The following is a 21,381-nucleotide window of genomic DNA, read 5'->3' as shown; positions in this document are numbered from 1 at the left end:
TCGGCAAGGCCTCCATATTGCGTTCCAAAGTATATTTTTTTCACTGTAATGAATGATGCTAAGAGCAAGTAATAGCCTGAGTAACGATTATTGATAAATATCGCCGCTTGCACAAAACAGCTCATACCGTAGTTTAGGAGAATTGGCATATGCCAACAGACAAAACGAATAAAACACTTGGATTATTAGCGCTAGCCGGTTTGACTCCTTACGAGGAGAAAAAAGGCGAAGAATACATGAACGAAAAGCAAATGGAGCATTTTTGTTTGTTATTGAGGGCCTGGCGCGATCAACTTCGTCAAGAAGTGGATCGAACAGTGCATCACATGCAAGATGAGGCAGCTAATTTTCCTGATCCAGTTGATCGTGCAGCTCAAGAAGAAGAATTTAGCCTTGAATTACGTACTCGTGATAGAGAACGAAAATTAATCAAAAAAATCGAGAAAACACTCAAACGTATTGATGAAGACGACTTCGGTTTTTGTGACGAATGTGGTATTGAGATTGGCGTACGTCGTTTGGAAGCAAGGCCAACAGCAGATATGTGTATTGATTGCAAAACAATGGCAGAAATCAAAGAAAAACAACTTCAGGGTTAATTTTCCTTCTACCTCAAGCAGTTATTAATTCTTTAATCAGCTATTTGGGGTGATACTTGTGTCTTATGGCTAGTGCACTCAAATCCCTTCATGTGAAAAACGTTACCTCTGACAGTGGCTACGTTGGACGCTTTGCACCCTCTCCATCTGGCCAAATGCATTTTGGCTCTTTGGTCACCGCTTTAGGTAGTTTTCTACAAGCAAAAAGTCAAAATGGAAAATGGTTACTCAGAATAGAAGATATTGACCCCCCACGGGAAGTTGCGGGTGCGAGTGAATCGATTATGCGCTGTCTTGAAGCACACCATTTATTTTGGGACCACGAAGTTGTTTACCAAAGTCACAGAGGTTATTTGTATACTGAAAAAATTCAGTACTTAACTGAGCAAGGCTTAACTTACCATTGTCAGTGTAGCCGTGCTCAGTTGGCTAGCCTAAAGTTTGACCAGGTATGTGTTTGTGCTAATCAAAATGTAAACAATGAAAATCGAAACAATGAAAATAGTGCGATAAGATTTAGACATCATAATATCCATCAACAGTTTTTTGATGAATTATTAGGACAGGTTAATTTCCCTAAGCTTGATATACCTGCTCAGTTTGCTATTAAGCGTAAAGATAATCTGTTTGCATATCAGTTAGCTGTGGTAGTTGACGATATTCAGCAAGGGATAACTGAAGTGGCTCGTGGTGCTGATTTATTAGATGCAACATTATTTCAGCTTGCCTTATACCAAGCTTTTGATAGACCCGCCCCGAAGTTTTTACATTTTCCTGTAGTGGTGACCGAACCCGGTAAAAAATTGAGTAAACAAAATCATGCCTGTGAAATAAATCCTCATGATGCCAGAACCAACCTGACAAATGCACTTGAATTTCTTGGTTTTTTACTCCCCAAAGAGTTGCTACGGGGATCCGTACAAAATATATTGAATTGGGCTCTTTGTGAGTGGGACTTGCGAAAAATACCCGCTAAAACAGAGTGTATTGACAATAGAATTGGGCACAAAGACAGTATATGATTAGCGCCCAATTTCTCTGCTTAGATCACCGTTATATAAAAGATAAAAGCACAACCAGGACCAAACAAGGAGCACAGCATATTATTTCTCGTGTAATTGACAAAGTCAGGAGCGCTTTGCGCGCAACAAAACCAGACAAACCCGCTACACTTGTTGCGACTGTCATTCCCCGTGCAGAGCATTCTGTTTCCCGTAATTCAATGAGTGAAAATGCACTTAAAGTTCTTTATCGCCTTCATAACAGCGGATATCAAGCATATTTAGTTGGTGGCTGTGTAAGAGATGCATTATTAGGTAAAGAGCCAAAAGATTTTGACGTGACTACGGACGCTACACCAGAACAAGTTAAAGGGTTGTTTCGTAATTGCCGATTAATTGGGCGTCGATTTAGATTGGCGCATATTGTGTTTGGCCGAGAAATTATTGAAGTTGCTACTTTCCGTGGTCATCATGAAAATAATGATGAAGGCGAGTCTAAAGTAAGCAGACAAAGCGACCACGGTCAATTACTCAGGGATAACGTATTTGGTAGCATTGAAGAAGATGCACAACGCAGAGATTTCACCATCAACGCTATGTATTACAATATCGCCGACTATTCGATCAGCGATTTTGCCGGCGGTATGCAAGCGATCAAAAATAAAGAAATTACACTCATTGGCGATCCTGAAACCCGGTATCGTGAGGACCCGGTTAGAATGCTACGAGCTGTTAGGTTTGCTGCCAAGCTTGATATGCATATCAGCCCCCAGAGTGCAGAACCGATTAAACGTTTAGCACCGTTAATGGCAAATATCCCACCCGCCAGATTATTTGAAGAAATACTCAAGTTATTGTTATCGGGACAGGGTTTAGCTACCTATAAATTATTGTCAGAATTTCATTTGTTTGAATCGCTGTTTCCGCAACTAGCACCTTTATTGTTGCAACCGGGAAGTCGCGAAAATCAATTTGTAGAGCAAGTGCTTACCAATACGGATAATCGAATTAATACAGGTCAAAGAGTGACGCCTGCGTTTATTTTTGCTGCGTTTATGTGGTATCCACTAGAAGAGCGTTGTCAGCAACTGATGGTAGAAGGTGGATTGAATCATTTTGACGCATTTAATCTTGCGCTGAATGATGTCATGCATCGCCAAATTCAGCGGATCATGATCCCAAAACGTTTTAGTACCCCTATTCGGGAAATTTGGCAGTTACAAAATAGGTTACCTAAGCGTTATGGTCGCAGAGCCTATCAAATGCTTGAGCATCCAAAATTTAGAGCCGCATATGACTTCTTATTATTGCGTGGCCAGATTGAAGGGGGCGATTTATTGGAACTTGCTGAATGGTGGACTGACTTCCAAGAGGCAGAGGAAGATCAGCGTAAAATTATGTTAGAAGTCCTCCGTGAACAGGAAGGTGCCACTGCCAGAAGGCCAAGACGTAATCGCAAGAAACCTAAACCAAAACTATGATTGATGTTTATATTGGCTTGGGCAGTAATTTAACGCTGCCTGAAAAGCAAATACAGGCTGCTTATGCTAGCTTGGCAAGGTTACCTGACACTGTGTTGATTAAGTGTTCGAGCTTGTATAAAAGCCAACCTATGGGCCCACAAGATCAACCCGATTATGTGAATGCTGTTGCACTAATAGAAACCGCACTTTCCCCAGAAAGCTTACTGCAACATACGCAATTGATAGAAAATCAGCAAGGCCGAATACGTAAGGCAAGCCGATGGGGTCCTAGAACCTTAGATTTGGATATGTTGTTGTTTGGTCTACAACGAATTGATAACGAGCATCTAACGGTTCCACATTCTGGTATGAAACAACGAGAGTTTGTACTTTACCCACTGTTTGAAATAGCTCCCGATTTGATTTTGCCTTGCGGTGAGAAATTAGCAAACCTTGTAATGACATGTCCGATAAATGGGTTACAAAAAATGACTAACTCGGTACTAATCTAGAAATTCTGAAAAAAAAAGTATAGTGAGTTAACCTTAACCACTTTACTTAGGCAGTAAATAGTATTTTTTATGATATCAAAAATTAGGGTATAGCTAATGAAAAAAGTAACGACTTCAAGCTTGCTAAAAATGAAGCAAGAGAATACTAAAATCACTGCTTTGACCGCTTACGATGCAAGTTTTGCTAAATTGTTTGATGAACAAGGTATCGATGTTTTGTTGATTGGCGACTCACTAGGCATGGTACTAAAAGGTGATGACGATACATTAAGCGTTACCCTTGAAGAGATTGCATATCATACTTGCTCTGTGAAAAAGGGTGTTGAAAGAGCGTTTGTTGTGGCGGATATGCCTTTTATGTCTTATTCCACTCCAGAACAGACCTACTTAAGTGCTGCCCATCTAATGCGTGCGGGGGCAAGTATGGTGAAGGTAGAAGGTGGTAGTTGGTTACTAGATGCCATTAAAGGGTTGAACGAACGCAGCGTGCCGGTGTGTGGTCATTTAGGTCTAACACCACAATCAGTGCATGTGTTTGGTGGATTTAAAGTGCAGGGCCGAGATGACCGACAAGCTGAAAATATCCTTGAGCAGGCTAAAGAATTAGAGCTCGCAGGAATACAGTTATTAGTATTGGAGTGTATTCCTACAGATTTAGCTGCCAAGATATCTCAAACCCTTAGTATTCCAGTTATTGGTATTGGGGCAGGGGCACAAACTGATGGGCAAATTTTAGTGATGCACGATATGTTTGGTATAAGCGCAAACTACATGCCTAAATTTTCCAAGAATTATTTGCAACAAACTAATAATATGCGTGAAGCTGTGAGCCAGTATATTCAGGAAGTGCGAGATGGAAGTTTTCCTTCAGATGAGCACAGTTTCAATTAGTGCACGATTACACCTTTTCAGTGTTTACTAACCACTCATTATTAAAGTAATAAACCACTATGCAACTTATCAGTGACATTTTAGATCTACGGGAAATTAGACGCACCTGGCAAAGCAGTGCCAAGGTGATTGCCTTCGTTCCCACTATGGGAAATTTGCATCAAGGCCATTTAAACCTTGTACGTGAAGCCAAGAAACAAGCAGACATTGTAGTGGTGTCTATATTTGTCAATCCTATGCAATTTGGTCCTGATGAAGACTTAGATGCCTACCCTAGAACTTTACAAAGCGATAGCCGTTTATTGGAAGAGTTAGGCGTAGATGTACTATTTATGCCTAAAGCGACCGATATTTATGCAAGAGGGTTAGAGCAACAAACTTTTGTGGAAGTACCAGGTTTGTCATATATGATTTGCGGTGCCAGTCGCCCAGGACATTTCCGTGGTGTGGCAACCATAGTGTGTAAGCTGTTTAATATGGTGCAACCTAATTTAGCCTTTTTTGGTGAAAAGGATTTTCAGCAATTACAGGTTATAAAAGCTATGGTGACTGACTTATCAATGAACCTAAAAGTTTTTGGTATGGCAACTACCAGGGATGATGACGGTTTAGCGATGAGTTCAAGAAATCAGTATTTGAAAGATAAAGAACGTAAGTTAGCCCCTAGTCTGTATGAAAAAATGCAGCAATTAGCCAGTGAAATTCAATTGGGACGTAGGGATTTTTCAAAAATAACTCAAGAATACAAGTTACAATTAGCTGAGCTAGGGTTTAATCCTGACTATCTTGAAATCCGTAATGTAGAAAATTTGTTACAGCCGGGTCATGAAGACCAGCATCTGGTGCTGTTAGCTGCGGCATTTTTAGGAAAAACCCGTTTGATTGATAATTTGCAAATTAGACTGGTATAAGAGGTTGTAAAGGCAAGCTAACTTAGCTTGCCTTTTTTTGTTTCAGACAGAGCTTTTTCCACGTTTTAGTATTGCTGGCTATGGTAATTTGTTCATCCAGTATATTTTGTAAGTCTGTCTCTGACGTTAATGGATTAGCCAATACTACCCTGAATACTGTAATTGCTTGATCAGGATATTTTTCAGTTGTTAATCGGGTACGAGAGACAAATGACTTGCCTGCCTCTCTTTGTTGTTTTTGAACGGTTACCGTTAGTTTATCCAGTTCCATATTTAAGGCATGACCAATTTTTGGCTGCATTTTCATTTTTGTTTGCACATCTTCAGGATTTACTCTGTATGTCAGTAAAGACAAAGTGGGAGGTGTGACAAGTTCAAAGTCTGGGTGTGACTGGATCATACGAGCAAAGGTTTTGGCTTTTTCTATACTCTGGTTAATTAACAGTTCATAACCTTGGCGGCCAAATATATGCAAAGAGGCATACACCATCATCGCCATGCCATTTCGCGAACCCTCTAAAGTGGTGGCACCTAAGTCTTTCGATCCTGCACGTAGTATGTATTGGGCATTGTGGCGCACAGCATTGCTGTCATTGGGGTTTTTAAATAACACCATTCCAGCTCCCATAGGCACATACATCTGTTTATGGGCGTCCATGGTTACGGAATCGGCTCTCTCAATACCTTTTAGTAAAAGACGATGTTCGTCAGAAAATAATGTTGCTCCACCCCAAGCAGCATCCACATGAAAGTGGCAACCTAGTTCTTTTGCAACATCTGCTAGCTCGTCTAGCGGGTCAATATGTCCCGTTTCAGTTGTTCCTGCGATACCTACTATAGACAATACTTTGTTACCGTCTTGTTGGTATTGTTTGCCCACAGCTAAAGCTTTTTCAGGAGATAAACGTTGTGTAGGACAGTCTATCGTAATCATTTGTTGTCGGCCTAAACCTAATATATCAATTGCTTTAGATAATGAATAGTGGCCGCGTTTAGATGAAATGATCACCATTTTTTTATAGCCATAATGCATCATTCCTGCAGCCATACCCTCCTGAGCCACACCTTTAAATTGAGTTGTGGTAGGTAGCGCTTTATTTCTTGCGACCCATAAAGCCGTGATGTTGGCGATAGTCCCACCAGAGCAAAAGGCCCCTAAAGCATGGTTCGCGCTGTGAAGATAGGTGTGGTAAAAATCCCCAGATTGCTTATAAACCAACTCATGCATCATACCAAGCATTTGACGCTCAAGAGGAGTGAACGCTTTAGATGTCTCGATCTTGACTAAATTCTGGTTTAATCCCACCAGTAGTTTTGCTAAAGGTAAATGAAAATACGGTAGTGCTGAGGTCATATGACCAATAAAGCTGGGGGAATAAGTATTAACAGAGTTAGCGACTAACTTATCTAGGAGGTCTTCTGCATGTTTTGACACGAACTCAGGTGACTCAGGTACCGAATACTCAGCAAAACTTTTTTCAATCTGTGCAAGAGAGTTCACCTTGGTCACAACGTGTTGCGACAAAAAATCTGACAGATTATCAGACAGGTGTTGTTCAATCTGTGCAAGTTTAGAATCTTTGCCTTCAGGCATAGTAAACACCTTGTACAAATATTCTAAACTAACCTCAGCTTTGCCCACTATTGTAATCCTATCTGAAATAAATCCGCTATCACATTTTACCTTAATTTTTGTTATACACAATAGACGTTATGTCTTCAAACTTAAGAGTAAAGCGGTGTCGAACGATGAATGCCTAACGCAACTTTTAACCTGTTATAAAAAATAGATATCACCTAAATTATTTTTGTTTTTAGTTACAAGGCAACGAACATTTTTTAAGTTGACCCAAAGCATGTTTAGTCGCTCTACTTGTTATTTTAAATTTCTCAACATAGCCTGAAGTATTAATTTGTGTGGGTCGGATATGACAGATTCCAGCGCCTTCAAGTTTCTTCAATCTTAACTTAAAAAATTGGACACATATTAAACACTATTCGATTAAAGAAACCGCGTAAAGCGCATGAAATTCAACCAGTTGTCCAGGGAGTGTGGTGCTTTTTTGGACATTCAATGTGTGATTACAGACAATACTCTCGTTACACATTTCTGCAATACTGTTATAGATTTGCTAACAGTTGCCAGCTGCTTTGTCCGCTTTGCCAGTATTTCCGTTCGAAGGGAGTGATTGCTTTATCACTCTCAAATACCCCGATTTGATTACTGACATTAGCAATAGCTAAAGCGGCTGAAAACTCTTGTATATATAACTGCCAATTACTTCTTACTTCAAGTATTCCGCCCAATTTCAACATGTCTCGTAATGCCGATGAGGCATACCAACGACGCTGCAGATGTGCTGACTTAGGATAGGGATTAGGATACAGTAAATAATGTTTAGTCAATTTTTTATCAGAAAGAACCAGTAATCTTAAAAAATCACTGAGATCTGCACGCAACACCAAATAGTTTTGTAAAGTACTTGCGTAAGCTTGATGTTTGTCTGTACGTAAAGCGGATTTATCAATGCCTATTACTCGAGCATTAGGATGAGCCTGTGCAATATTCACTGTGCTTTCACCTACACCGCAACAAGAGTCTAATATAAGATCTCCCTGCCAATCTCCAAGCCAACTAGTTGCATCTTGAAAGGCTTGTTGAGTATGCGCTGATAGTGGCTTTTGACTTGCTGTGGCAAGTTGTCGAGTAACCACCTTATGTAAATTCTGATGAATACCCGTTTGATTGGTGCTGATAGTGCGTGATTGTTGTTGCATTAACTACGAATACCCACACCACGATTAATGAGAGAATAAGCCCAACCAAGTAACACCAGATTAAATCCTATTAATATGCCCAAAGACACATAGAAGTTAATATCTGACACGCCAAGAAAACCGAACCTGAAGCCACTTACCATATACACAATAGGATTGATCTTACTCACCCACTGCCAAAATTCAGGCAATAAACTTAATGAGTAAAAAACGCCGCCTAAGTAAGTTAATGGTGTGAGAATGAAGGTGGGTACAATGCTCACATCATCAAATGAATTGGCGAAAATGCCGTTAATCAGTCCAGCAGTAGAGAATAATACTGTGGTTAATAATAAAGTAATAAAAATAATCAGCAAATTGTGAATATGTATATCTACAAAAAATAGCGATACGATGGTAACAATAATGCCAACCAGCATCCCTCGGGCGACGCCACCCCCTACGTATCCAGCAATAATTATCCAATTCGAAACGGGGGCAACTAATAACTCCTCAATATTTCGTTGATATTTAGCGCTGTAAAAAGAAGAAGATACATTAGAGTAAGCATTGGTGATCACTGCCATCATGATTAAGCCTGGCACAATAAACTCCATATAACTAAAGCCGCCCATTTTGCCTATTCTACTGCCGATTAAATTACCGAAAATCACAAAGTATAGCGACATAGTAATAGCAGGTGGAAGCAGAGTTTGGATCCAAATTCTTAAAAAACGTAAACATTCTTTGCGCCACATTGTCCTAAGGGCTACCATATTGAGGCTATTCATTGGCGTCTCCTACAACTTGTTTTGTGTTTGAATTAACGTCTTTTGAGACTCTTCCTGACTCGACCATTCTAACGAATAATTCTTCTAATCTGTTTGATTTATTTCGCATACTCAATACTTGTATCTCTTTTTGAGTTAACTGTTCAAAAACTGAGTTGAGCCCGGCCTGCTTAGGCACATCTACTTCTAAGGTATGCTCGTCAACTAAACGACTTTCAAAGCCATCTAGAATTAAAGAAGGTAAGTTCTTAGATAAATCAAGTACAAAAGTTTCAGTGTTCAACGTGGCAAGTAAAGCCTTCATGCTGGTATTACGTACAATGATGCCTTTATCAATAATAGCGATATTGCGACACAACATTTCTGCTTCTTCGAGGTAGTGTGTAGTAAGAATAATCGTCACACCTTGGCGATTAATTTCTTGTAAAAAAGACCACATAGAGCGGCGTATTTCAATATCTACGCCGGCCGTAGGTTCATCAAGAATAAGCATTCTTGGTTCATGCATAAGCGCTCTGGCGATCATTAATCGCCTTTTCATACCGCCAGAAAGCTGCCTAGCAGGAGAATCACGCTTGTCCCATAGGTCAAGTTGTTTAAGGTATTTCTCGGCTCTGGGTTTCGCGACATTTTTAGGCACACCATAATAACCCGCCTGATTTAGCATGATCTGTATTAGGGGTTCGAATTGATTAAAATTAAATTCTTGTGGTACCAGACCAATACAAGATTTTGCCTCAATGGGCTGAGTCGCTAACGAAAACTCAAATATATCAACGTCTCCTTGAGTTTTATTCACAAGCGAGCTAATGATCCCAATGGCAGTTGATTTACCAGCACCATTAGGCCCAAGTAAAGCGAAGAAATCCCCTTGTTTTACCGTTAAATCTATGTTTTTTAAGGCTTCGGTACCGCCCTTATAGGTTTTGGTTAATCCTTTGATACTCAGTGCGTTCATATTGACTGCCAAATAAAGTGTGAATCGAAATTGAGATAGACCTATGCGTATAGTTAGCACGAGTTCGTGTAGCGAATTCTATCGATTAAAGTGTGCAAAGTGTGTTTTATTTTTGAGAAGAGAAATGGCTGTCTCTAGGACATAATATTGTGTTTCCTGAGATCAATTCAAGCTTATGAGTAAATTTTTAGATTTGTTTAATGAGTAGGTTATTGTTAGAAGGCTAATATTTTTGTCACTGCTTATCTTTTTAGAGCCTGTAACAGATTCTGTGTAACTGCCATTATTTAAGATGTTTCTCGAGGCGTTCCCCGAACTCGATAATAAAGCGAACCATCGCCTGCCGCAAGTTATGAATTGGCATAGACCATTTTTTTGATGCTTCGGTAATGGCTAAGTACACCATTTTCTTAGCTGAATCGTCGCTTGGAAATATCTTTCGTTTCTTAAGTGCCTTACGGATAACGCTGTTGAGAGACTCAATCGCGTTGGTCGTATATATCGCTTTTCGGATGTCCGCAGGATAATTAAAGATAGTATTTACGTTCTGCCATTGTGCTCGCCATGACTTACTAATTTGCGGATATTGCTCGTCCCAGGTGTCGCTAAAACGCTCTAGTTCAAGCAAGGCTTCTTCCTCTGTACTTGAACGATACACACTCTTTAAATCAGTAGTAACAGCCTTGTAGTCTTTCCAAGAAACGTATTTAAGTGAGTTACGCACCATGTGCACGATACAAAGCTGAACATGGGTTTGTGGAAAGACTGCGTTAATCGCGTCAGGGAAGCCTTTGAGGCCATCTCTACACAGGCAATTAGAATATCTTCTACACCACGATGTTGCAGCTCAGTCAGCACACTCAACCAGAACTTAGCGCCTTCGTTCTCGGCTACCCACATGCCCATTAGCTCTTTGTGGCCTTCGGTATTAATACCAAGCGCAAGGAAGATGGATTTATTGATAACACGTTTATCTTGGCGAATTTTCACCACAAGACAATCGAGATAAATAATCGGATAAATGGGGTCGAGCGGTCGTGATTGCCATTCAACGACTTTGTCGATGACGGCGTTAGTCACTCTCGACATAAGCGTGGGTGAGATGTCTGCCCCGTACCATTAATCAAAGGCTTGTACGATTTCACGTGTGCTCATGCCTTGCGCATATAGCCAAAGGATTTTCTCATCCATGGATGTAAATCGAGTGCTGTGGTTGAATTAACCGGACACTTCAATAAAGGATTATAATCCTGTTAATTGAGGTGAATATGACTAAACGAACAAATAAACATTATCCCGCAGAATTTAAACAAGAAGCGGTCGCTCTGGTAATAGAGCAAGACTATCCAATCGTACAAGCTGCTGCATCTTTGGGTGTGACAGACAAACTACTTTACAACTGGGTAGCTAAGCATAAGAAACAGGCACTAGGTGATGCATTATCTGGTGATGAACGGGCAGAGTTAATTCAGCTCAGGAAAGATAGTAAACGTCTACAAATGGAGCGTGAAATCCTAAAAAAGGCCAGTGCCTTCTTCGCGAAAGAAATGAAGTAAGATATTCTTTTATAAGTGAGCTTGATGCTAAGTATCCTGTGTCAGTCGCTTGTAAAGTGATGGAAGTGAGTTCGTCAGCATACTACGCATGGCTAAAAAAACCTGGTGAACTCATTAGCGCTCAAATGCTAAGACTGTATCGACGAGCCAAAGCATTATTCAAGGCAAGTCGAAACAGTTTAGGCAGCAGAGAGCTTGCTAAAGCACTACGCAAAGAAGGCTTTGAAATAACGCGGTATCGCGCCATTAAGTTAATGGAACGGCTTAAATTAGTTGTGACTCAGCGAATAGCTTATAAAGTGACAACCAAGCGCAAACACAGTGATGCTGTGGCTGACAACTTGCTAAATATGAATTTCAATCCTGTTGGACCCAATCAAATTTGGGCGGGTGATGTGTCCTATTTAAAGACTGGTGAGGGCTGGTTATATCTAGCAATTGTCATGGATTTGTACTCACGCCGTATTGTGGGCTGGCATATATCAAAACGCATGACGCGTGATTTGGTCGAGCAAGCACTGACAAAGGCTCATAATTTACGCAAGCCAGGCAAAGGTTTGGTGTTTCACAGTGACAGAGGCTCTCAGTACACGAGTAAAGGCTTTAGAAATCTACTGTCGCGATTAGAGTGTCGAGCTAGTATGGGGGATGTTGGAGCTTGCTGGGATAATGCTGTTGTGGAGCGCTTCTTTGGAAGTTTAAAGCATGATTGGTTGTTTAAAGTACCGCAGACCACTCGAACACATATGCGAGAAGATGTCGCTAGGTACATGAAATATTATAATGTTGAGCGACTACATTCAGCTAATTTGGATCAATCGCCAATTGAATTTGAAAACTCCTTTAGAAAAGTGTCCGGTTGGACTTGACCAGAACAGAGACTGATTTTTTTTGACCAACTTAGGCTCAAAAGAGCCATCACGATCACGTGGTGTGTCGAGGTCGAACTCACCATCTTCCGTTTTTATCCGTTTAGAAGTTCTGCCGTTACGACTATTTTTGACTACTGACTTAGCATGTTTCTCGGTAAGCGTCCGGTGATCCACGCCTAGCAGTCATCCATTATTCATTCGAAAATACTTCCTCACTGTAATGGGAGGTATTATGAAGCATAAAACACTAGATGAATGGCAGAAATTGATAAGCCAACAACAAACGAGTGGGTTAGCCATTGTTGATTTCTGTAAAGAGCACAGAGTTAGCACATCAAGTTTTTATAAATTTCGTGGGCGATTACAACAGCAAGTTAACCCGCCTCGTTTTGTAAAAGCTAGCAAGTCTGCTATCGACGCGACTATTCAACCATCAGTATCTGTCAGATTGGGCGAGGTTTCGTTATCTTTTTCGACGTCTTGCGAGCCTGTTTGGTTGGCAAGTTTCGTTAAGGCACTGCAATCATGAGAATGTTCGTTGAGCCAGATGACATTTATTTGCACCTTGAGCATGTTGATTTTAGAAAGTCGATTAATGGCTTGCTGGCGATTATCGAAAGTGAATTAACATTAAACGCATTCTCCGGTGCATTATTTATCTTCTGTAACAAAAAACAAGACAAACTCAAACTCTTATACTGGGATAAAACCGGGTTTGCATTATGGTACAAACGGTTGGAGAAACAACGCTTCAAATGGCCTAAGTGTGGCCAACTCAAACACACTAATTTGAGTGAGCAGCAGTTAACATGGTTGCTCGGTGGCTATGATGTCGTTGGACATCGCAGCTTGGATTACACGGCCTCTGGGTTATAACGTACGATCATAAGTAGCATTTAACGATCACGTTTTAATCTAATTGAAAACAGTCACTTAGGGTTATAATAAGTGACATGAATAAAGCCCAACTACGCCAACAAATAGCCGAGCTTAGCAAGCAAGTTGAACGATTAGAAAGTCGCAATCAGTTTCTTGAAGAGCAGTTTCGTCTTGCCCAACAAAAACAATTTGGGGCGAGTAGCGAAGGTCACCCTGGTCAAGGTGAATTGTTTAATGAAGCAGAAGAGCTGGTTGCTGAAACACCTGTCGAAAAAGAAGACATCAGCTACACACGCAATAAACCTAAGCGTAAACCATTACCAAAAACATTACCTCGTGAAGTGGTTATCCATGATATTGCACAGGAAGATAAAGTCTGTGCTTGCTGTAACAATGAATTGCACAAGATAGGTGAAGACAAGACTGAAAAGCTTGAATTCATCCCTGCTCAAGTTAAAGTGATAGAGCATGTTCGTCCTAAGTATGCGTGTCGTGTATGTGAAAAGGACGGCATTAGCAATCACATCAAACAAGCACCGGTGCCACCTTCAGTTATCCCTAAAGGTTATGCGACACCAAGCTTACTTAGTCAGGTAATCACCAGTAAATATCAATTTGGGTTGCCACTGTATCGTCAAGAAGCGATGTTCAAACAATACGGTATTGAACTGAGCCGCAAAACTATGGCCGATTGGATGTTGAGGTGCGCTGACTTGCTCACACCGCTATATGACCATTTACACGAATTGATACTTAAGCAAGGCGTCATTGCCGCTGATGAAACCACCTTAAAAGTCGTCAGCGAAGATAAAGCGAAATGCTATATGTGGGTGTATACCTCAGGCGCCGACTCACCTGAAGGGAAATTACCCAATACTGACATCCCAAATATCGTGCTGTACGACTATCAATCGAGTCGCGCGGGTCAATGTGCCGTGGATTATTTACAGGGTTACAACGGGTATCTTGTTCTGGTCAAGTCCAACCGGACACTTTTCTAAAGGAGTTTTCAAATTCAATTGGCGATTGATCCAAATTAGCTGAATGTAGTCGCTCAACATTATAATATTTCATGTACCTAGCGACATCTTCTCGCATATGTGTTCGAGTGGTCTGCGGTACTTTAAACAACCAATCATGCTTTAAACTTCCAAAGAAGCGCTCCACAACAGCATTATCCCAGCAAGCTCCAACATCCCCCATACTAGCTCGACACTCTAATCGCGACAGTAGATTTCTAAAGCCTTTACTCGTGTACTGAGAGCCTCTGTCACTGTGAAACACCAAACCTTTGCCTGGCTTGCGTAAATTATGAGCCTTTGTCAGCGCTTGCTCGACCAAATCACGCGTCATGCGTTTTGATATATGCCAGCCCACAATACGGCGTGAGTACAAATCCATGACAATTGCTAGATATAACCAGCCCTCACCAGTCTTTAAATAGGACACATCACCCGCCCAAATTTGATTGGGTCCAACAGGATTGAAATTCATATTTAGCAAGTTGTCAGCCACAGCATCACTGTGTTTGCGCTTGGTTGTCACTTTATAAGCTATTCGCTGAGTCACAACTAATTTAAGCCGTTCCATTAACTTAATGGCGCGATACCGCGTTATTTCAAAGCCTTCTTTGCGTAGTGCTTTAGCAAGCTCTCTGCTGCCTAAACTGTTTCGACTTGCCTTGAATAATGCTTTGGCTCGTCGATACAGTCTTAGCGTTTGAGCGCTAATGAGTTCACCAGGTTTTTTTAGCCATGCGTAGTATGCTGACGAACTCACTTCCATCACTTTACAAGCAACTGACACCGGATACTTCGCATCAAGCTCACTTATAAAAGAATATCTTACTTCATTTCTTTCGCGAAGAAGGCACTGGCCTTTTTTAGGATTTCACGCTCCATTTGTAGACGTTTACTATCTTTCCTGAGCTGAATTAACTCTGCCCGTTCATCACCAGATAATGCATCACCTAGTGCCTGTTTCTTATGCTTAGCTACCCAGTTGTAAAGTAGTTTGTCTGTCACACCTAAAGATGCAGCAGCTTGTACGATTGGATAGTCTTGCTCTATTACCAGAGCGACCGCTTCTTGTTTAAATTCTGCGGGATAATGTTTATTTGTTCGTTTAGTCATATTCACCTCAATTAACAGGATTATAATCCTTTATTGAAGTGTCCGGTTAATTCAACCACAACATCTACAAGTGGATGGCTATGCGGGTTACCACAAAACCCAAGCGACACTCGCAGGCTGTTGGGCCCATGCGAGACGTAAATTCGTTGAAGCCAAAACCGCACAGGGCAAAAAATCTAGCGGCAGAGCCGATTGGGCACTTAACCATATTCAAAAGCTGTATCGTATTGAAACGCAAATAAAAGCGAGTGCACCTGATAACAGGCGGAAAGTAAGGCAGGAAAAGAGCACTATATTGCTCAAACAGTTCGAAGCGTGGCTGATAAAATCAGAGTCGCAGGTATTGGCAAAAAGCAAATTAGGCGAAGCCATCACCTACTGCTTAAATCAGTGGAGTAAACTCAACACTTACACCCAATATGGTCACCTGAACATCGATAATAACCGCGCTGAGCGCGCGATAAAACCCTTCGTCATAGGCAGAAAGAACTGGTTGTTTAGTCAAACGGCCAAAGGCGCTAAGGCCAGTGCCATACTGTACAGCATTATAGAAACTGCAAAGGCAAACGGACTAACGCCGTTCGACTATATGATGCATTTACTTGAACAAGTCTCGGTTCAAAACACCGATATCGAGCCACTGCTACCATGGCGATTTGCTAAAGACTAGGTGGGATTGCCGGACGCTTACGTTTCTCGTAGCCTAAATGCTCATCCATCTCTGCATTTAATGCAGCCTCAACGGTTATTTTCTTCAGCATTCGGCTGAAATCATTCAAGTCTTCTGGGGTTTTAATGCCTTTGGCCGCTTCTTTAGCGAAAGCTTCAAGTTCTTTTCTGTTCATTTGCATCTGCCTATCCTTAACTCTCAATAGAGTAATTTATGATAAGCAGTTACACAAAATTTGTTACAGCCTCCTTTTTTACTTTTTGATGTAGCAAATATAGTCTCAGATATTATGAAAACTCAATTTAGGTGTTGGTAAGAGATAATATGGATTAGCTCACATTTTTCAACTAGGCTAAAAAACAAAAGGGCAAAACGCCCTTTTGTCGCTAATTGAAGAACACTGCATTAACAGTCTTCAGGATCTTTCCCTAACTTTTTCTGAGTAGCGATACATGCTTCTTTTAGTTTTTCAGCTGCATCAGTTTTTAATTCTGCCGCTTTTTCCTTTGTAGCATCCATAACGTCAGATGCTTTTTCGGCTGAGGCATCGTATGCTTCACTAGTCTTAACCTCGGATTCTTCATAAGCCTCAGTTGTGCTCTCTTTTAAATCACCTGTCATATCTACTGCGCTGTCGTCAAGCTGAGGTGCACCTTCTTTGGTTTTGTCATATAACTCTAATGATTTTTCCTTCGCCTTGGAGACCATTTCTTTGGTCTCTGTTTCTGCCTCCTGAGCTGATTCTTTTTGATTATCAGTACAAGCGCTTATCCCAATACTGAGTAAGGCAAATGTTATTGCTAGAGTAGTTTTTGATAAAGTCATTTTTATTCCTCGTTGTGTTTTTAATGAAGTGTTTTTCGCTTAATGCGCTCTTAAAAAAGACTTTTGCGAATTCCATTCAATGTTTACAAACTATATAAGTAGTGAGTTTACAAAGTTTAGGTCATATTCGTCAGAAAAAGTTGTTATTTATGTCTTTAACTGATGACAGATTGAGATTAAATCGCAATTGCTCGCAAAAAATATATATAAGTTGGGTATGGCATCACACTATCAAAGGGGTAACAGGTAATCAAGGTTAAGCTGGATTGATCCACATCAAATCTATCGTTGTTATTATTCCTAGTCCGTTGACTAATTTTCTGTCTGGCCCATAAAACATTTAGTCCTGATTGTCTGGTCTTAGCATTAGGCTCTAATGCGTTTTTCATGGGCTCCCCTTGATGTTGAACCGACACTTTAACTTTTGATAAGTCGTCACTAACACTACTTTGCCTAATTTGACCGACAGTTAGCTTATGCTACTAGGATATTTGATGGTCAAGTAATGGTATCTAACTCGACTTTTCATGGTGAGCCTGAGTTATTCGCCCAGATGTTAGATAAAATCATTGCCCAATATCGACAAGGTGACATCAGAATAGATACCTTAAAAATAAATTTGGAGTAGTGGTGAGCTTGGTGTTTAAGGGGTAAATGGCTTGCTTAACTTACTATGGCCTGCATTAGCCTCGTTTGTGTTTACGTGCCATTCCCCAACCTATAACACCTGCACCAATTATGGCGCCAATCCAAGCATAAGGCTCAGTTTCGGGTGAAAGGTGTTTGGCAAAAACGATTGTCATCATCGAGAAAATACACAATCCCCAACCAAAAAGTTCGATTTTACTTAAATATTTGGAGAGAAAAAAACGTGATTCTTTGGGTGTCTGTTGCATGTTTAACCTCTGTGGTCTTACGACTTAATTTACTATGAGCTATATTAGGGATTACGATACCAGCTAAATCAAGAAAACCAAGGTTTTCAGTCTAATTTTTTACTATCTTTTATTAGCTAAGAAGTTAACTCACTAAAAAAATTAATGCTCATCCTGTATACAAATCTGGATGAATAAAAGGCGCCATGGCCAGTATAATCGCTTGCCTATATACACTTTCTCTTGTGGCTAACCCATGGGTTAAAAGGCCAATAGCACCTTGCTTTTGTTTGACGTTGTCAGTATTAAATAATCTGTCCATAACATCACCAAGTTCTTCACCGCTTTTAAGGGCTTGGTAAATGATGGGTGGCAAAGGCAGATTACAGCTGCGCCCAATCGATACATTTTTTTGATTGGCGATAGCTACAAAAGCAAACGTTGCTGGACCGTATTCGAATTGATCAACACCTCCTTCAATTGCAACATAAAAGTCAGCACGGGTGTGCTGTTGACAATATTGGATCCTGTTAACTGCGCCAAGCTTTGTTTCTTCACTTGTCATTGGCTGTTCAGCTACGCTTGAAGGGGCATTTATACCGATACATTCCACTTCTTTTAAAGACAAAGCGTCACGTATTGCGGTTTGTGCTGCGCTAATTTTCACGGGGTTTTTTGACCCGACTACAATTTTTATCATTCTGATCCTTAATGTCTCATGAAATACAAATAGGGTAGATTATTTAAGCCAATAACCTGAAATTGTAATACTAAGCGTTTTATTAATATTAAAACACTACTCGATTACATTGATTCAGCAGGATATAATGCTAAAAGTTTAATAGAATGATAATAAGAGATACACCCCCTGTCATGAAAAATGCGCCCCCAGAGTCTTTGATCCGCACTTGGGTGTGGATGATGTCCGAAAACAACGATCCGCAACTGATGAATAAAGGCCGAAAAAATTTGGTCGACGCTTTTGGTAGTTTACAAAAAGCTATTGAGTATATTGAACAACAAGTTGCTTCTGGTATTGAATATTAACTTTTTTTTCTCTTGAAAATACATCAGTTGCAAGGGCATATTCAATCGATTTATTTGGTCGAATATCCCAAAAATTTATTGCTGCTTGATGGGTGCTGTCGTGCAGACATCAGTATGCTTGAGCAGTTTATTACTGGCAACTTAGGTCGCTCTTTGACTGATTTAAAATTAATTGTCGTTACCCATATGCATCCAGACCATGCAGGTGCTGCCCACAAATTACGTAAAATAACCGGTTGTGGAATTGCTAGCGCCAATATGTCCAGGCAATGGTACACAGGTCTAATTGGCAGATTTACGCACATTGTGGATATTATATTAGCCACATGGGTGGCGAGCAGAATGGGCAAAGCTAAAAAAAATTTATGGTATTCACCACACCTGAAAACTGACTATGCGTTGACAGATCAGGACACATTACCCGGTTTTGATGAATGGTGTGTGCTATTGACTACAGGTCATACGGATCGAGATTTATCTGTTATGCACCTCGCTTCAAAGCGGATCTACGTGGCAGATTTATTAGTCAAAGTGAAAGACCGTTTTATTCCGCCTATTCCAGTGAATTTGCCTGAACAATATCGCGATTCAATTCTAAAGGTACAGGCTTTACACCCTGCCAGTTTGATGCTGGCCCATGGTGGTGAGGTTGCGTTAACTGAACGCGATTTTGCTCATGTACTGACAGTGGCACCCAGAAAGCCTTTTACCATTTGGACACCTGCTAAAAATAAGGTAAAGCGTTTATTGCTCAGAAAACAAGGCTAACTAATATTAGCCTTGTTTGTCGCGTTATTTAACCCCCACTTATAATAATGGCACTGGATTGTGCTGCTTATTTCAAGTCTCTTTGGATTTATATCCTCCTACCCTTCATTTCATTGACACAATAATCGACCGCTCTGACTGTTATTGCCATAAATGTAAGGGATGGGTTTTGAACCGCGCTTGAACAAAAACTTGCGCCATCTGTCACAAACAAATTAGCCACGTCGTGACATTGATTAAAGCCATTGAGTACTGAATCTTTTGGATCGCGCCCCATCCTTGCTGTACCTAATTCATGAATGGCAAGGCCAGGATTACGCCTATCGACCGAATTAAAACTCTCGACTTCCGTTAGTCCCGCTTTTGTCAGCATATCAACAGCGTTTTGCTCTGCGTCTGCCATCATTAATCTTTCGTTTTCAGACCAAGTACAGTCAATATGAATAAGAGGAATGCCCCATTTGTCAGTTTTAGTGGGATGTAAGGCCATGTAGTTATCAAACCGAGGCAACATTTCCCCTTGTGCACCTAATTTCATTTTCCACTTTCCTACCTTAGTCAGGCTAGTTTTGTAGTCTGCGCCTATGCCTTTTTGTTGGGCATTACTTTCCCAGCTTTCACGATAGCTTCCGCCTGAAAACCCATAGCCACGAATATAATCTTTCTTATATAATGATGGTTTGTACTGAAAATTAGGGATTAATATACCTCCAGGGCGCCTACCTGAAAAATATTCATCTTCAAAGCCTTCTACTGTGGCTGTAGCGCCGGCATTGTAGTTATGATCCATCAAATAATGGCCTAGCACACCAGAGCTATTAGCGATACCGTTTGGAAACGACTTGGTTTTGGTATTTAACATTATTTGTGCTGAGCCTAAGGTCGACGCACATAAAAAAACCACTTTAGCAAAATATTCGCGTGTGGATAGGTTGTCGTTATCAACCACCCTGACGCCCTTCACTCGTTGTGTTTTTTCATCATAAATTAGGCTATGCACTACACTATTGGGGGCAATCGACAAGTTACCTGTTTTCGCTGCGGCGGGCAAAGTAGAGCTTTGTGTTGAAAAATATGCACCGAAAGAACATCCCTTCTGACATTCATTTCTTGCCTGACAGGTTACTCGACCTTGATCTAGATGCAGCTGGGTTGGTTCTGTTAAGTGGGCTGTGCGTCCCATTATTAAATGTCTGCCAGGAAACTGCTCTTCTATTTTTTGCTTCACATGTAGTTCAGGTGCCATCATTTCAAATGGAGGCAAATACTCGCTGTCGGGCAATTGTTCAAGACCTTCCATGCTGCCACTTATGCCTGCAAATGTTTCTACATGGCTGTACCAAGATTTAAGATCATTGTAACGAATAGGCCAATCATTTCCGTGACCATCTGCCTTATTAGCTGCAAAATCAAAATCACTTAAACGATAAGACTGGCGATGCCACAGCAGGGACTTCCCACCTAATTGATTAGCTCTAATCCAATCAAAACCAGTCCCTTCTTCGGTACTGTAAGGCAAATCTTTGTCATTACCAAAAAAGTGTTTGGTCATATCACTGAAGGCGTAACATTTTTTTTGTGTGGAGTATATTTCTTCGGTCAGTAAGTTGTCGACCTTGGTTCTGTTTTCAAATTCCCACGGGCCTTTACCTTCGGTAATGTAGTCTTTTCGATGTTCGACTACCCGTCCGCGCTCTATCATTAAGGTCTGCATGCCACGTTCACAAAACTCTTTGGCAGCCCAGCCTCCAGTCATACCGGAACCTACCACTATGGCATCGTATAATATTGCGCTTTCGTGAATATATAAATCTGTTGTCATGTCTTTTACTCTTATTCTGATTGGTTCTGTGCGTTTACCGTTATTATCAAAA

21 protein-coding genes and 5 pseudogenes are annotated in these 21,381 nt (G+C 40.7%); 14 read left to right on the top strand and 12 right to left on the bottom strand.

Annotated features, from left to right (window positions below; translation table 11 throughout):
• The first annotated feature begins 149 nt into the window (after positions 1 to 149).
• The 6 genes from dksA to panC all read left to right on the top strand — a co-directional run bounded on the left by dksA (position 150) and on the right by panC (position 5,377).
• Complete coding sequence (gene dksA / locus Q0Y52_RS02365) at positions 150 to 599, top strand: RNA polymerase-binding protein DksA (RefSeq protein WP_297817472.1); 450 nt, start codon at positions 150 to 152, stop codon at positions 597 to 599.
• Between the two features lie 65 nt (positions 600 to 664).
• Positions 665 to 1,621 carry a tRNA glutamyl-Q(34) synthetase GluQRS gene (gluQRS, locus tag Q0Y52_RS02360; RefSeq protein ID WP_297817469.1) on the top strand — a complete coding sequence of 319 codons (957 nt, stop codon included), beginning with the start codon at positions 665 to 667 and terminating at the stop codon, positions 1,619 to 1,621.
• A 164-nt stretch (positions 1,622 to 1,785) separates the two neighbouring features.
• Positions 1,786 to 3,081, top strand: a complete 1,296-nt coding sequence (gene pcnB / locus Q0Y52_RS02355) for a polynucleotide adenylyltransferase PcnB (protein ID WP_297818104.1) — start codon at positions 1,786 to 1,788, stop codon at positions 3,079 to 3,081.
• Positions 3,078 to 3,575, top strand: a complete 498-nt coding sequence (gene folK / locus Q0Y52_RS02350; RefSeq protein ID WP_297817467.1) for a 2-amino-4-hydroxy-6-hydroxymethyldihydropteridine diphosphokinase — start codon at positions 3,078 to 3,080, stop codon at positions 3,573 to 3,575. The genes pcnB and folK overlap by 4 nt, the downstream gene beginning before the upstream one ends.
• Positions 3,576 to 3,671: 96 nt before the next feature.
• Positions 3,672 to 4,466: a 3-methyl-2-oxobutanoate hydroxymethyltransferase gene (panB, locus tag Q0Y52_RS02345; protein WP_297817464.1), complete on the top strand. Its 795-nt coding sequence runs from the start codon at positions 3,672 to 3,674 to the stop codon at positions 4,464 to 4,466.
• Between the two features lie 59 nt (positions 4,467 to 4,525).
• Positions 4,526 to 5,377, top strand: coding sequence for a pantoate--beta-alanine ligase (gene panC, locus Q0Y52_RS02340; RefSeq protein WP_297817461.1), 852 nt, complete (start codon positions 4,526 to 4,528; stop codon positions 5,375 to 5,377).
• 22 nt (positions 5,378 to 5,399) lie between these two features.
• On the opposite strand, the gene panP is transcribed toward panC, so the two are convergent.
• The 5 genes and pseudogenes from panP to Q0Y52_RS02315 form a co-directional block, all read right to left on the bottom strand.
• On the bottom strand, positions 5,400 to 7,019 hold the full coding sequence (gene panP / locus Q0Y52_RS02335) for a pyridoxal-dependent aspartate 1-decarboxylase PanP (RefSeq protein ID WP_297817458.1): 1,620 nt from the start codon (positions 7,017 to 7,019) through the stop codon (positions 5,400 to 5,402).
• Positions 7,020 to 7,498: 479 nt separating this feature from the next.
• A complete protein-coding gene (locus Q0Y52_RS02330) occupies positions 7,499 to 8,155 on the bottom strand; it encodes an SAM-dependent methyltransferase (RefSeq protein WP_297817455.1) in 657 nt (218 codons plus the stop codon).
• Positions 8,155 to 8,925 (bottom strand): ABC transporter permease, encoded by a 771-nt coding sequence (locus Q0Y52_RS02325; RefSeq protein ID WP_271863640.1) that lies wholly within the window; start codon positions 8,923 to 8,925, stop codon positions 8,155 to 8,157. Before Q0Y52_RS02325 ends, Q0Y52_RS02330 begins: the two co-directional genes overlap by 1 nt.
• Positions 8,918 to 9,883, bottom strand: coding sequence for an ABC transporter ATP-binding protein (locus tag Q0Y52_RS02320; protein ID WP_297817451.1), 966 nt, complete (start codon positions 9,881 to 9,883; stop codon positions 8,918 to 8,920). The genes Q0Y52_RS02325 and Q0Y52_RS02320 overlap by 8 nt, the downstream gene beginning before the upstream one ends.
• Before the next feature lie 283 nt (positions 9,884 to 10,166).
• Positions 10,167 to 11,095 (bottom strand): annotated as a pseudogene (locus tag Q0Y52_RS02315) (IS256 family transposase); the annotation flags it as partial.
• Positions 11,096 to 11,151: 56 nt separating this feature from the next.
• Here Q0Y52_RS02315 and Q0Y52_RS02310 point away from each other — a divergent pair.
• A protein-coding gene (locus Q0Y52_RS02310) for an IS3 family transposase (RefSeq protein ID WP_297817448.1) occupies positions 11,152 to 12,308 on the top strand; the annotation gives its coding sequence in 2 pieces (ribosomal slippage) (positions 11,152 to 11,398 and positions 11,398 to 12,308; 1,158 coding nt in all).
• Positions 12,309 to 12,317: 9 nt separating this feature from the next.
• Here Q0Y52_RS02310 and Q0Y52_RS02305 read toward each other — a convergent pair.
• Positions 12,318 to 12,437 (bottom strand): annotated as a pseudogene (locus tag Q0Y52_RS02305) (transposase); the annotation flags it as partial.
• A gap of 106 nt (positions 12,438 to 12,543) precedes the next feature.
• Here Q0Y52_RS02305 and Q0Y52_RS02300 point away from each other — a divergent pair.
• From Q0Y52_RS02300 to Q0Y52_RS02290, 3 genes and pseudogenes are all read left to right on the top strand, one after another.
• A complete protein-coding gene (locus tag Q0Y52_RS02300) occupies positions 12,544 to 12,840 on the top strand; it encodes a hypothetical protein (protein ID WP_297816924.1) in 297 nt (98 codons plus the stop codon).
• Positions 12,837 to 13,187, top strand: a complete 351-nt coding sequence (tnpB, locus tag Q0Y52_RS02295) for an IS66 family insertion sequence element accessory protein TnpB (RefSeq protein WP_297816922.1) — start codon at positions 12,837 to 12,839, stop codon at positions 13,185 to 13,187. The genes Q0Y52_RS02300 and tnpB overlap by 4 nt, the downstream gene beginning before the upstream one ends.
• A 77-nt stretch (positions 13,188 to 13,264) precedes the next feature.
• A pseudogene (locus Q0Y52_RS02290) lies at positions 13,265 to 14,158 on the top strand (IS66 family transposase); the annotation flags it as partial.
• Positions 14,159 to 14,165: 7 nt separating this feature from the next.
• On the opposite strand, the gene Q0Y52_RS02285 reads toward Q0Y52_RS02290, so the two are convergent.
• Positions 14,166 to 15,322, bottom strand: a protein-coding gene (locus Q0Y52_RS02285) for an IS3 family transposase (protein ID WP_297817445.1) whose coding sequence is annotated in 2 segments (ribosomal slippage) — positions 14,166 to 15,076 and positions 15,076 to 15,322 — 1,158 coding nt in all. Because the reading frame shifts where the segments join, the coding sequence is not laid out codon by codon here.
• Positions 15,323 to 15,383: 61 nt separating this feature from the next.
• On the opposite strand from Q0Y52_RS02285, the pseudogene Q0Y52_RS02280 reads away from it, so the two are divergent.
• Positions 15,384 to 15,992: pseudogene (locus Q0Y52_RS02280) on the top strand (IS66 family transposase); the annotation flags it as partial.
• 16 nt (positions 15,993 to 16,008) lie between these two features.
• Here the strand turns inward: Q0Y52_RS02280 and Q0Y52_RS02275 are convergent.
• Positions 16,009 to 16,167 (bottom strand): annotated as a pseudogene (locus Q0Y52_RS02275) (IS256 family transposase); the annotation flags it as partial.
• Positions 16,168 to 16,397: 230 nt separating this feature from the next.
• Entirely contained in the window at positions 16,398 to 16,817 is a 420-nt protein-coding gene (locus tag Q0Y52_RS02270) for a hypothetical protein (protein ID WP_297817442.1), read from the bottom strand.
• 505 nt (positions 16,818 to 17,322) lie between these two features.
• On the opposite strand from Q0Y52_RS02270, the gene Q0Y52_RS02265 reads away from it, so the two are divergent.
• Entirely contained in the window at positions 17,323 to 17,445 is a 123-nt protein-coding gene (locus Q0Y52_RS02265) for a hypothetical protein (protein ID WP_297817440.1), read from the top strand.
• A gap of 55 nt (positions 17,446 to 17,500) precedes the next feature.
• Here the strand turns inward: Q0Y52_RS02265 and Q0Y52_RS02260 are convergent, their stop codons facing one another.
• The gene (locus tag Q0Y52_RS02260) at positions 17,501 to 17,713 is read right to left on the bottom strand and encodes a hypothetical protein (RefSeq protein WP_297817437.1); all 213 of its coding nucleotides are present in this window, start codon (positions 17,711 to 17,713) and stop codon (positions 17,501 to 17,503) included.
• A 148-nt stretch (positions 17,714 to 17,861) separates the two neighbouring features.
• Complete coding sequence (yjjX, locus tag Q0Y52_RS02255) at positions 17,862 to 18,392, bottom strand: inosine/xanthosine triphosphatase (RefSeq protein ID WP_297817434.1); 531 nt, start codon at positions 18,390 to 18,392, stop codon at positions 17,862 to 17,864.
• A 173-nt stretch (positions 18,393 to 18,565) separates the two neighbouring features.
• Between yjjX and Q0Y52_RS02250 the strand changes: the two genes are divergently transcribed.
• Positions 18,566 to 18,739 (top strand): hypothetical protein, encoded by a 174-nt coding sequence (locus tag Q0Y52_RS02250; protein ID WP_297817431.1) that lies wholly within the window; start codon positions 18,566 to 18,568, stop codon positions 18,737 to 18,739.
• A gap of 12 nt (positions 18,740 to 18,751) precedes the next feature.
• Positions 18,752 to 19,507 carry an MBL fold metallo-hydrolase gene (locus tag Q0Y52_RS02245; RefSeq protein ID WP_297817429.1) on the top strand — a complete coding sequence of 252 codons (756 nt, stop codon included), beginning with the start codon at positions 18,752 to 18,754 and terminating at the stop codon, positions 19,505 to 19,507.
• 88 nt (positions 19,508 to 19,595) lie between these two features.
• Here Q0Y52_RS02245 and Q0Y52_RS02240 read toward each other — a convergent pair whose 3' ends face one another.
• Positions 19,596 to 21,329, bottom strand: a complete 1,734-nt coding sequence (locus Q0Y52_RS02240) for a GMC family oxidoreductase (protein ID WP_297817426.1) — start codon at positions 21,327 to 21,329, stop codon at positions 19,596 to 19,598.
• Positions 21,330 to 21,381 lie beyond the last annotated feature (52 nt).

This window comes from uncultured Paraglaciecola sp., assembly GCF_943787955.1.
Classification (GTDB): Bacteria; Pseudomonadota; Gammaproteobacteria; order Enterobacterales; family Alteromonadaceae; genus Paraglaciecola.
Note: the sequence above shows the minus strand (reverse complement) of the source record. Positions and strands in the feature narration are given on the sequence as shown.

What these genes read in the sequence shown, in the direction of transcription:
- dksA (WP_297817472.1), top strand. Translation starts at nt 150, where the DNA reads ATGCCAACAGACAAAACGAATAAAACACTTGGATTATTAGCGCTAGCC.
- gluQRS (WP_297817469.1), top strand. Translation starts at nt 665, where the DNA reads ATGGCTAGTGCACTCAAATCCCTTCATGTGAAAAACGTTACCTCTGAC.
- folK (WP_297817467.1), top strand. Translation starts at nt 3,078, where the DNA reads ATGATTGATGTTTATATTGGCTTGGGCAGTAATTTAACGCTGCCTGAA.
- panB (WP_297817464.1), top strand. Translation starts at nt 3,672, where the DNA reads ATGAAAAAAGTAACGACTTCAAGCTTGCTAAAAATGAAGCAAGAGAAT.
- panC (WP_297817461.1), top strand. Translation starts at nt 4,526, where the DNA reads ATGCAACTTATCAGTGACATTTTAGATCTACGGGAAATTAGACGCACC.
- Q0Y52_RS02330 (WP_297817455.1), bottom strand. Translation starts at nt 8,155, where the DNA reads ATGCAACAACAATCACGCACTATCAGCACCAATCAAACGGGTATTCAT.
- Q0Y52_RS02325 (WP_271863640.1), bottom strand. Translation starts at nt 8,925, where the DNA reads ATGAATAGCCTCAATATGGTAGCCCTTAGGACAATGTGGCGCAAAGAA.
- Q0Y52_RS02320 (WP_297817451.1), bottom strand. Translation starts at nt 9,883, where the DNA reads ATGAACGCACTGAGTATCAAAGGATTAACCAAAACCTATAAGGGCGGT.
- Q0Y52_RS02300 (WP_297816924.1), top strand. Translation starts at nt 12,544, where the DNA reads ATGAAGCATAAAACACTAGATGAATGGCAGAAATTGATAAGCCAACAA.
- tnpB (WP_297816922.1), top strand. Translation starts at nt 12,837, where the DNA reads ATGAGAATGTTCGTTGAGCCAGATGACATTTATTTGCACCTTGAGCAT.
- Q0Y52_RS02270 (WP_297817442.1), bottom strand. Translation starts at nt 16,817, where the DNA reads ATGACTTTATCAAAAACTACTCTAGCAATAACATTTGCCTTACTCAGT.
- Q0Y52_RS02265 (WP_297817440.1), top strand. Translation starts at nt 17,323, where the DNA reads ATGGTATCTAACTCGACTTTTCATGGTGAGCCTGAGTTATTCGCCCAG.
- Q0Y52_RS02260 (WP_297817437.1), bottom strand. Translation starts at nt 17,713, where the DNA reads ATGCAACAGACACCCAAAGAATCACGTTTTTTTCTCTCCAAATATTTA.
- yjjX (WP_297817434.1), bottom strand. Translation starts at nt 18,392, where the DNA reads ATGATAAAAATTGTAGTCGGGTCAAAAAACCCCGTGAAAATTAGCGCA.
- Q0Y52_RS02250 (WP_297817431.1), top strand. Translation starts at nt 18,566, where the DNA reads ATGAAAAATGCGCCCCCAGAGTCTTTGATCCGCACTTGGGTGTGGATG.
- Q0Y52_RS02240 (WP_297817426.1), bottom strand. Translation starts at nt 21,329, where the DNA reads ATGACAACAGATTTATATATTCACGAAAGCGCAATATTATACGATGCC.